Below are 12,153 nucleotides of genomic sequence, written 5' to 3'. Positions count from 1 at the left end.
AAGGAATTAAGCTTTCTGCTGATACATTTTGCTTTTGAATGAAATTTGCAAGCTGATTCGATTTATCTTCTAATTCTTGATAGGAAAGTGATCTTTCTTCAAATACAATTGCTGTAGATTCAGGATTTTTTGCAACCTGATTCGCAAACATGTCTAATACTGTTTTACCTTCTTCATAGGAAACAGCCGAAGCGTTAAACGTCTCCAATAATTGCGTTTGTTCTGCTTTTGGAAGTATTGACGATTGTTTATTTTCATTTACAAAATCAGCTATGATTGCATGTATGTAGGTTTCAAGCTGTTGCTTTTGTGTTTTTGTGAATAATCCTTCGTAAAACGATAGTTCAATTAGTAATTCATTCTCGACAGCTGCAATATGAACATTGAAAGCTGTTTCTGATTTTTCGGCTTCTTGCAACAACGTTTCTTTTCCTTTGAAAGCTTTGTTGATGTTTTTTGTGATGTGAAAATCTGTAAAGTTGAAACTACAATTGAAGTATTCTTTTTTGAATTCGAATGTTTCACTGAGTAATTTTTTTAATTCAAAATATGAAAGTGATTCAAATTCTTTGAGTGTTCTAATTTCTGTATCAACCTGTTTAATTATTTGACTATCAACAGTTTCAAGCTGCATTCTAAATGGCAATGCATTTGTGAAACAACCCAACACTTTGTCGCCATCTTCTAGCGCTTGTCTGCCGTTTGACATTAATCCGATGGTAATGTCTTTTTGATTCGTTGTGAATTGAATAAGTTTGAGCACAACTGCTAAGTAGAACGATTTTTCAGCAATTTTTGCGTGTTTTACAAACGCGTCAACTTTATTTTTTAGCGCTGTATCAAGTTGAATATGAATGTATTCAGCAGTTGTAACTTCCTTTATTTTTGCATGAAATGGCAAATCATTTGGTACGAAATCTGTAAATTTTTCAATCCAATAGTCTTTTAGTTTCGGATTTTGTTTTTGAATGTATTCTTCAATGATGTACTCTTTGTAACTGAGTTGAATTTCCGAAGCAAATGTTGGTTGATTGTTCTTTTTTTGCTCGTATTTTTTAGCAATTTCCGTAATCATGGAATAGTAACTCCAACCGTCTAGAATGGCGTGATGAAAGAGAAATGCTAGTTTGTAAATATCGTTTGCAAGTTGAATAACCACGATTTTCCAAATGCCTGAAATGGTAATATCGAAGCCATTTTTTGTTTGATCGGTAATGACTTGTTGTACAATAAGCTCCTTTTCTGCTTCGTTTTCCGAACGTATGTCTATAAATTCTACATGGGTTTCAATGTCTACGTTTGTATGAACAATTTGCAATTCTTGTCCAAAATCATACAGATTGAAACTTGTACGAAGCATTGGATGTTGTGCGACAACTTCTTGCACAGCATTTTTGAAATGAGAAAGATTGAAGTTTTCATCTTTAAATTCTTGTACAGGTTTTAGAATGTACACACCTTCATCGAGCAACGAATGAAAGACCAATCCTTTTTGAATGCCGCCCATTGGAAATAGTGTTTCCCAGTTTTCGGTATGCATTCCTTTTTCGTGCGCTGTTGCCAACGTACGTTCTTGCACGTTTGCAAATTGCTGTACAATTGTTGTTTTTAACGCTACATTTTCTGGAACTTGTGTATTGTGTTCTAAATTATTGACTAATCCTTCAATTGTAGGATTTGCATAGAGTGCCGCAATTGTAAAAAAGCCATCGCCATACGCGTTATTCATCTTACTAATAAGCTGAATTGCCTTTATGGAATCGCCACCAATGGCAAAGAAATCGTGTGCAATTCCTACATCTTCTCTTTTAAAATATGCATTCCAAATGTTTACAATTTTCGCTTCAATTTCGTTTGTTGGCGCTTTGTACTTATCCGTGTCTACCAAAATGCTTCCTTCTGTAGAAAGTAGCGCTTTTCGGTTTATTTTTCCATTCAGCGTAAGCGGCATTTCATCGATTTGAATAAAATGATGTGGCACCATGTAACTCGCCAACATTTCTTTTAACTGCGATTCTAATTTTTGAATGTTTTGCGGTGCTTTTGCGGTAAAATAAGCAACTATATTTTTTTGTTTAGACGCGTCTTCTACAACTAGAATTGCGCCTTTTTCTATGGTTTCAATTTTGAGTAGTGCATGTTCTATTTCACCAAGTTCAATACGATATCCGCGAATTTTTACTTGATGGTCATTTCTGCCAAAAAATTCTATTTCGCCTTTGGCATTCCAACGTCCTAAATCGCCCGTTTTGTAGAGTTTTGTTCCTTCTTTGAACGGATTTGGTACAAATTTTTCTTCCGTTAACGTTGGCTGATTGAGATATCCATCTGCCAAACCGTCGCCACCAACACATATTTCTCCAATAACGCCAAAAGGTAGTAATTGCAAGGCTTCATTTAAAATGTAACATTGAGAATTCGCGATTGGCGGACCAATTGGAATTGACAAGTCACTGTCTGAAAGGTTTTCTATTTTGTGCCACGTTGAAAAGGTTGTGTTTTCCGTAGGACCATAACCGTTTTGCAGACTTACATTTGGATAAAGTTCATTGAATTTTTTGGCATGTTTTACCGAAACACGATCGCCACCACAGATTACATATTTTAGATTTGCCAATCCTGAGAGTTCAAAATCTACGAGCGAATTGAACAATACTGGCGTGATGAAAAAACTCGTTATTTTATTATCAATGATGTAGTTATTGATTTTCTCTAAGTCTAAGAATAAGCTTTTGTTCGCAATGTACACGGTAGCTCCATTGAGCAGTGGCATGTAAATATCGAACGTAGAACCATCAAACGAGAAGTTGGATAATCCTAAGAAATTGTCTTCTTCCGCCACCGTAATGAAGTTTGTATTTTTTACCAAACGTACAACGCCGCGATTATTTACCATAACACCTTTTGGCACGCCTGTAGAACCAGACGTATATGCAATGTATGCCAAACGATTTTTGATGGATAGTGTTGGTAAATTTTCAGAACTGAAAGCATTTTTATCAAATTCAAGATCCATGACAAACATGCTTCCGTTGAAGTAGTCTATGTCAAAAACATGATCGGCATCTGTGATTAATAGTTTCGGATTGATGTCTTCCAAAATATACGTCAGTCTCGATTTTGGCAATTCGGCATTCACAACTGCGTATACACAACCTAGTTTTAAGATCGCCAACATGGCAATGATAGCTTGTTCATTTCTGTTTGCCAATATTCCGACAAAATCATCTTCTTTTAGTTGGTGTGTTTCTGCTAAACAACGTGCCAATTGATTTGCTTCCGCGTTTAATTCTGCATACGTGTACACTACATTTTCAAAAACCAACGCGTTGTTGTTTGGCGTTTCTAAGACTTGTTGTTCAAATATGGAAACGATGGATGCATCTTTTGGATATGCTACAGTTGTTTGGTTGAATTCATGAAAAACTAATTGCTTTTCTTCTTCAGTGACTGCATTTAGTAAAACAATTTGCTTTGTCGGATTTTGTAATGCTTCTGTTAGAAATAGTGTATAGTTTTCTAAGAATCTAGTGAGCATTTCTGCTTCATAGATTTCTGTATCGTAGATGATTTCAACTTGCAAAACATCTTCATATTCACGCACGTGAAATTCGATATCGTAGCGTACCGCTTTGTTTTGGAGCTGTTTTAAGAACGGAACTTCTTGCTTTTCCAAGTCAGTATCTTGGCGTCCGTAGTAGGTTAGCGAAACATCGAACAGTGGATTTCTTGAGATATCGCGCGTATGTTGTAATTCTTCTACAAGCGTATTGAACGGAAATGGCGCTTCAATGGCGTTGAAATACACTTCTTTTTCTTTTTGCAAAAATGAACTAAACGTTTCTCCTGTTGCTATTTTTGTGCGAAGCGGAAGCATGTTTACATAGAACCCTATTTGATGTTCTAAATCGGCATGATCTCTTCCTGCAATGGGTGTTCCAACGGTAATATCTTTTACGCCGCTATAGATGCTCAACATGAGTTTGAGCGACGCCATCATGCCTGTAAATACACTGACACCAGCTTCTTGCACATGTTTACGAAGTTGTTTTGTGAGATTGGCAGAAAGCTGTTTGGAAATATTGTTTCCGTTATTTCCTTTTATTTCTGGACGCTGTTTGTGTGTTGGCAAATTGAGCAATGGCGCTTCTTCTGCAAAGCTATCTAGCCAATATTGTTTGTGCGAATTGTAATGTCCATTCGCCATTTTTTCATGTTCCCAAGCTGCGAAATCTTTGTATTGAATGCGCAATTTTGTTTCGGCTGAATCTGGATTTTTGTAGCGCGAAAATACTTCTTGTTGCAATACTTGCATGGACCAACCATCTGTAATGATATGATGCATGTTGAAGTATAAAATGTATTTTTCGTCTTGAAGTTGAATGCATCCAGCTTTTAGTAATGGACCTATTTCAAGATTGAATTGTTCTTGGAATTTTTCTTTGAGAAATGCAGTAATGGCTGCTTCTTGCTGATTGGTATTTCGAACATCATGATACGCCAATTTGAACTGTATCGTTTCCGCAGGAAGAATCCATTGTTTTACGGTTCCTGTTGCGTCAGGTTTGAAGATTGTTCTAAGAATTTCATGCTTTTGAATGGTTTGTTTAATAGCGAGTTCAAAAGCATTTGTATCAATTTTCTCATCAATGTAAATTGCCGCTGGCATGTTGTACGCCAAAGTATCTTTATGATGTTGTATGGTAATCCAAAGTCTAGATTGTGATGCGGATAGCGTATAGTTTTCAGCAACAGCACATACAGGAATTTCGCTAGCTATGTTTCCAATTTCCAACGATTTTAAATATGTTATTAATGCTTGTTTTGAAGCTTTAATTTCATGAATTAGTTCCATTGGAACTTTTGATTGATATGAAACTATTTCAAGGTTTTCCCCATTGAGTTTCAAGTCAATTTTAAGTTGTTCTAATTTTGAAATTATATGTTTCGCTTTTTCCATTGTTGATATGCGTGTGTATACGTATGCATCAGTATACTAAGTAATTGGAAGTGTTTATTTTTGTAAAAGCAATTGTATTGGTAAGCTATTTTTAAATGATGATTCTGTCAACGACTTCTTCTGAGTTGGTGTTGCGTTCTTCATTAATTAACACAGCTAAGTGTTGTATGTTTGGCGTGTCGTATAAGTCTTTAATTTTCATCTTGTAACCAAATTCTTTTTGAATGGTATTGCCCAATTGAATGACTTTCATACTGTGTCCACCAAGTTCAAAGAAATTGTCTGTAATTCCTATGTGTTCTATTCCTAAGATTGTTTCCCAAATGTGTACAAGCTTCACTTCTACTTCATTTTGTGGCGCTATGTATTTTTTGCGAATGATATCGTGCACAGAAACTTCAGGCAATGCTTTGTAATTTATTTTTCCATTGGCTGTGATTGGAAATTCATCTAAATGCACATATAATCCAGGTACCATATATGCTGGTAATTTTTGCTGAATGTACGCTTTGAGTTCAGCTTTAGCGATTGCTTTTGTAGCTGTAAAGTATACAACGAGTGCTTTTTCCGAGTTAATTTCCGTAATGGTTACCACAACATTTGTAATGTTTTTGTCAAATGTGGAAATTGTATGTTCTATTTCTCCGAGTTCTATACGATAACCTCTGAGTTTTACTTGGCGATCTATTCTCCCTAAAAAATCTATGGAACCATTTGGCAGCCAACGTGCTAAATCGCCTGTTTTGTAAAGTTTTGTACCAATTTCAAAAGGATTTTCTATAAATTTTTCGTTGGTTAAATTTTCTCTACCTAAATATCCAACGGCTAAGCCTGTTCCTGAAATGCACAATTCGCCTGCAATTCCGATAGGTTGCAATTGATTTGATATTGGATCTACAATGTATACTTTTCGGTTTGTAATTGGTTTTCCTATTGGAAAGGATTCTTGAAGCGCATCAATTTTATGATACGTAGCACATACCGTACTTTCTGTTGGCCCGTAGGTATTGTAGATGTCAAATTGTGACTGAATATTGTTTATTTGTGAGGGTTTTAAAAGATCGCCTCCACTAATGATAATTCTGAAATTTAGATTGTACTCAGTATGATTTTCGTTTAAGAATTGTAATACTGAAGGATTTGTACTTAAGATTGTGATTTGCTGTTTTTCACAGGTTTCAAGCAATTCGTTTAGATCGTTTCTGTCTTTTTGAATGATGAGTTCGCCACCACTAACCAATATTGGGAAAATTTCTTCAATTGACGTGTCGAATGCGATACTAGCTTGTTGAATTATTTTATCATCTTGCGTAAGCTTGAAATGATTTTTAAATGTTGTAACATAATCAGAGAAACTATGCTGTGCGATCATTACGCCTTTTGGATTTCCTGTGGTTCCTGAAGTATAAATGATGTATGCCAACTGGTTTTCAGTAGGTGTAAATGTACTATTTGCTGTAGAAAATTGATGTTTTATCGCTTCAAACTCTGACATGCTTGCTGCATTTATTACACATTTGCAATTGCTATCTTTTTGAATGTATGCAACTCTATCTTTTGGATATGCCGTATCAATTGGCACGTAGGCAGCTCCTGTTTTTAGAATTCCGAGTATAGCAATGATGATTTGTGTGTTGCGTTCTATATGCACGCCAACAAAATCATGTGTTTGTATGGCATGTGTTTGACGTAAATAGTTTGCCAGTCGGTTTGCTTCTTCATTCAATTCAACATACGTTAACGAATGTTCTTCGCTTCGAAGTGCTACACGATTTGGAGTTTTTTCCGCCTGATTTTCAAATAGTTGAATTACAGTATTTTCTTCTCTTGCTTCCGTTGTAGCATTAAAAGTGTTTAGTATTGTCGCCTTTTCAGCTTCCGTACTATAATCGAGTGTGCTGATTTTTTGAGCAGTATTTTTTATGGCAACTTGCATCAATTGTTCATAATGCAGTACCATTTGATCGATCAGTAATTCGTCGTAAATATCAGTGTTAAATTCTACTTCAACGGCTAAGTTTTCGGTTTCAACAAACGTAAAACTAATGTCAAATTGTGACGTTTGGCGTGCTGTTGCATATCGTTCTATCGTTACACCTTGTAGCTTTGTTGTTGGTTGAATGCTTTGCAATTGCTGATGGTTTTGCAAGACGACCATGACATCAAATAAAGCGGAACGCGATGTATCGATGTTTAGATGTAACTTCGTTACCAATTCATCAAAAGGATAGTTTTGGTGTTCGTATGCAGCAATTAATCGTTCTTTTTGATGCGCTAATATTTCTGTAAAGTTGTTATCAGCATTGAGTTGCGTACGAATTGCCAACGTGTTTAAGAACAATCCGAGTTGCGTTTCTACATCTGGATGCATTCTGCCAGCAACTGGCGTTCCAATAATGATATCTTCTTGCTTTGTATACCTATAAAATAAGGTATTTATGCCTGAAAGTAAGGTCATAAATAGTGTGGCGTTGTTTGCAACTGAAAACGTTTTTAATTTCTTTAGGAATGCACTAGGAAATTCATATTGTTTTGTTTTTCCTGTATTCGTTTGTACTGCTGGACGTTTTTTGAATGTTGGCAAATTCAACACGGGAAGTTCGCCTTGAAATTGTGAAAGCCAATAGGTTTCGGAAGTTTTGTACGTGTCTTTTTTCAATTCAGACTGCAACCAAACTGCATAATCTTTGTACTGAATTTTTAATTCGTTCGGAACTAATGTCTTTTGTTCACATAAAGCGTTGTACACTTTTGTAAATTCTGAAATCAGCAATTCTAATGACCAACCATCTGAAATGATATGGTGTATTGTGAGTGCTAGCAAGCTTTCTGTTTCGCTGATTTTTAGCAATCGAATACTGAGTAATGGCCCATTTTCTAGATTAAAAACTTTATTTTGGGCTTCTTGTATCGCTTCTTTAATTGTTTTTTCATCGCGATTGTAAAGTATTTTTTCTTCAAAATCAACCGCTATACTCGTTGTTGGCAGGATATGTTGATATACGTCGCCCGTTTCATCTGTTTTGAAAACCGTTCTTAGTATTTCATGTTGCACACTAAGATATTCAAATGCTTTTCGGATGCGCGTACTTTCAACAGTTCCACTAAGTTTTACAACTCCAGAAATATTGTATGCTTTGTTTCCCGTTTCAAACTGACTTAACACCCAAATACGTTTTTGAGCAGTTGTCAATGGATATGTTTCTCCCAACGCAACTTTTGGAATTGGCATGAATGCTTTCGCAACCAATTTGTGTTGAATTTCCGCAATGGTTGGCGTTTCTAAAAATGATTTTACCGTGATGCTTTTCCCTAGTTGCTTGTATATTTTATTGATTACTTGACCAACGACTAAACTATGTCCGCCAAGTTCAAAAAATGTATTCGTTGTGCCAATGTTTTCAACACCTAATACTTCTTCCCAAATAGCTACCAATGCTTTTTCTAGCGGTGTTTTTGGTGCGATGTATTCGGCTTTCGCCAGATTTGTTTCGGATACCGTTGTTAATTTTTTGGTGTCTATTTTACCATTTGGTGTCAACGGAATCTTTTTTACACATATAAATTGATTTGGAATCATGTACGAAGGCAACGATTTTTGTAAACTTGCCTGAATCATCTCAGTATCAATCGTTGTTTTTGCCACTATATATGCAATTAACGTTTCCGCATGTACCAACACAACAACTTCTTGTATTGCTTCTGAAAACGCACGAATGGCAGTTTCTATTTCCCCCAATTCAATTCGATAACCTCTCAGTTTTACTTGTGCATCTTTTCTTCCTAAGAATAGTATATTTCCATCTGAGCGCCATGCTGCCATATCGCCTGTATCATAGATGTATTCATCTTCTTTAAACGGATTTTTTATAAATTTTTCAGCCGTTAGTACTGGTTGATTCAAATAGCCTTTTGTAACACCTAAACCGCCAAGATATAGTTTTCCCGAAACGCCGATTGGTACAGGTTGCATGTGTTTGTCTAAGATGTACGCTTGCGAATTTGCAATGGCTTTTCCAATAGGAACAGTATTGTATTTTTTTGCTTGTAGTTTGTATTGTGTACTGTACGTTGTGTCTTCCGAAGGTCCGTAAAGATTGCGTACAACAGCCGTTGTTTTGATTAGTTTTTCAGCAATATCTACGGGAAATGCTTCTCCTGCTAGGTTTATTGCTGTTACATTTTCCAAGTTGTGACCTTCATTTAAAATCGCTCGCATACTTGATGGAACCGTATTTATAAGCACATTTTTATCCTGCTTTAGATTTGCACCAATGTCTAGTGCATTTTGCAATAATTTTACTTTTTTACCCGAAACTAAACTGTAAAAAATTTCGAATATGGATAAATCAAAACAATGAGAAGTAACTGCGTATACGACTTCAATAGTTTCATTTTTAAATTCTTTTACTGCCCAACATAACATCGCTGATACATTAAAATGCCTAATCATCACGCCTTTTGGTTTCCCTGTAGTTCCCGAAGTGTAAATGATATATGCTAGATCATTTCGATGTTGTTGTGCGTGTATATTGGTTCCTGAATGTTTTGCTTTTTCCGCTAAAAATTCCTGATAGATTTTTTCATCAATTACTAAGGAACAATTGCTATCATTTTCGATGTATTCAATACGTTCTTTCGGATACTGAACATCTATTGGTACATATGCGGCGCCTGTTTTTAAAACCGCTAGTAAGGAGATAATTAGACTTGCTGTTCTTTCCAGTTTTACACCTATAAAATTACCATTTGAAATGTTGTAGGTTGTAATTAAATAATTGGCAAGTTGATTGGCTTCAGCATTTAGCTCTTCATAAGAAATAGAAGTTTCTTCATGTTGTAGTGCAATTGCTTCAGGCGTTTTTTTGACTTGATTTTCAAAGAGTTGAACTACGGTTTCATCCAGCTTGAGATCAAGAGTTGCAGTATTAAAATCATAGCATATTTTATTTTTTTCAGTTTTGGATAGTATTGATATCGTATCTATTTCTTCATGAAGAAGTGTTTCTAAATTGAGCACCCAATTAGTGAAATTTTCTAAAAAGTGACGTGCTGTATATTTTGAAATGAATTTTTCATCATAATACAGCGAATAGTTGATTTCTTCTTTGTTTTTCTTGAGTTCAATAGAAAAAGGAAATTTCGTGTTTGGATGTTTATTGTGCATGAAAAATCCAAAAGGTGTGTATGTTTCAAACGCATTGTCTAGCAAGATTTCATCCGTATAGTTTTTGTATTTGTATACTGTTTGAACTTCTCCTTTTACCGCTTGTATGTATGCTTTTAAGGTATTGTTAGAAGGATCTAACGTATGGAATAGTACCGCTTTTTTTTCATGTATTGTTGCAGAACAAACCAGCGTTGCAGTTTCAAAGTAGCGCGAGAGCAATCCGTTGAAAATGGCAAGTAAAACGGTCAATTCTGCCATTTCATTACCATTGGTCAATTTGTTAAAATAGCGCAATTGATCACTTGTTAACGGACTTCCTACAAGTGTTTGTACCGCAAACGACTGATCGTTGACTTTGTGTAAAGGAGCTAGTTTATCAATCCAATAGGTATTGACAATTTTTTGTTCTATAGCGTTCATGTAAGTGTGCTATTGATGATATAGCATGAAAAAGTTGTACATGCCTTCGCATGTTATTTTTTATAAAATTTTGATAGGATGTGATAAGCGACATCAACGCATATAGGGGGAAAATGCAAAGCTGTGATAAAGGGGAAATTCTAAACGGTTTTTTTACGCTGTAAATTGTATTTTTTGTTTACAGCTTCGCTACACTCAGTCACATTTTTTTGAGTGTTTTTTGTTGAAGGTATCAATAATCAATAGCAACGCACTAGTATTGTAAATCGCTATTGGTATTGTATGAAGTAAATATATACATGTCTGTTTTAAAAAAAAAGAAAAACGGTAAAAAATAATCTTTTAAAATAGATTTATGATTTATATCTGACACTACTTATTTAAGAATCAAATAACTAAATAAGCAGTATCAAATTTTATATTTTTTACACTATGAACTCGTTTAAACATTTCGGATTTAGGCGAAAATTAGTAGTTTTAAGTGCTGTTGACAGCTTTTTTGAGTTTCATAGCAGCGCTACGGAACGAAAAAAAGGAAAAAATAGCGCTGAAAAGAGCAATTTTTTAGCAAATTAAAAAAGTTTAAACGAGTTCTATATATACTTCAATGTCTCGTCTTGTTTTTTATGATTCTAATACGACTCCTTTTTCGTGCTTGTTCGCTTGTAAGTAGAATTGTTTTGCGACAGCCATATCAAATACGGCTAATCCCATAGGATTAAACATGACAATGCCATCTTTTTTACGTTCGTCATCGAATAGATATTCCGCCATTGTAATGGTGTCTTCTTTTTGAAGTCCTTGATTTAAGTGCATCATTTCGATATCAGTAGTTTCTCTACATACTTCTTCCCAATTGTCAACAATAACAACGTCTGTGTGTTTTAGGAATGAATCTTTGTAATCGCGTAAGGAAACATTTAGATGCAATGAATTTGCCTTTGGTTTTGCATCAATGTACGGCGATTTTGAAACGGTACAGGTACAGAAAATGTCTGCATCAACAAATGCTTCGTTCCAAGTGCTGGTTACAATGACCTTGTTTTTGTATTTTGCTGGAATTCGTTCTGCGATTTCAGGATTGAGATCGTATAAGTAGTATTTTTCAATGTTGTCGCCAAACATCGTTTCCATCATTTCCAAATGTGTTTGACCAATAGGTCCAAATCCTGTGATTCCAACTGTTAGGTTTTCGCCATTTCTCGATTTGATGAATTTATCCATAATAGCGCCTGTAACACTTGCTGTACGAACGGCACTTACATACGCTGTATTGATGATCGCGTACGGTATTCCTGTTGATTCTTCATTTAGAATGATTGTAGAATGTGCTCTTTTGATGTTGTTTTCAATATTTTTTGGAAAACTTGCAATCCATTTGATTCCTGCAACATCAATATCGCCGCCAATGTAAGCTGGCATGGCAATAATTCGGTTTCGTAAGTCTTTGTATCGTAAGTAAGGTTTTATGGGTTGGCAAAAGTCGCCTTCGTCATATGTTTTAGAAGCTTTGTATATTTCTCCAATGAGTAGTTCCCAGTTTATTTGTAATGATCGTACGTCTGAATCTCCTAAGTATTTCACAATGTATTTTTTAAAGTTT

The 12,153-nt window shown here is 35.3% G+C and carries 3 protein-coding genes; all 3 read right to left on the bottom strand.

The genetic code is table 11. The features are described from left to right. The coding region (locus AA089_RS20775) for a non-ribosomal peptide synthetase (RefSeq protein WP_046758935.1) at positions 1-4,960 on the bottom strand (4,960 nt) is incomplete at its 3' end. A gap of 91 nt (positions 4,961-5,051) precedes the next feature. Continuing rightward, the gene (locus AA089_RS20770) at positions 5,052-10,550 is read right to left on the bottom strand and encodes a non-ribosomal peptide synthetase (RefSeq protein WP_046758934.1); all 5,499 of its coding nucleotides are present in this window, start codon (positions 10,548-10,550) and stop codon (positions 5,052-5,054) included. 624 nt (positions 10,551-11,174) lie between these two features. Further along, positions 11,175-12,134 (bottom strand): ornithine cyclodeaminase, encoded by a 960-nt coding sequence (locus AA089_RS20765; RefSeq protein WP_046758933.1) that lies wholly within the window; start codon positions 12,132-12,134, stop codon positions 11,175-11,177. Between the last annotated feature and the right edge of the window lie 19 nt (positions 12,135-12,153).

This window comes from Kordia jejudonensis (assembly GCF_001005315.1).
Lineage (GTDB): Bacteria > Bacteroidota > Bacteroidia > Flavobacteriales > Flavobacteriaceae > Kordia > Kordia jejudonensis.
Note: the sequence above shows the minus strand (reverse complement) of the source record. Positions and strands in the feature narration are given on the sequence as shown.

Excerpts from the sequence above, each read along its gene's own strand:
- AA089_RS20770 (WP_046758934.1), bottom strand. The coding sequence starts at position 10,550 with ATGAACGCTATAGAACAAAAAATTGTCAATACCTATTGGATTGATAAA.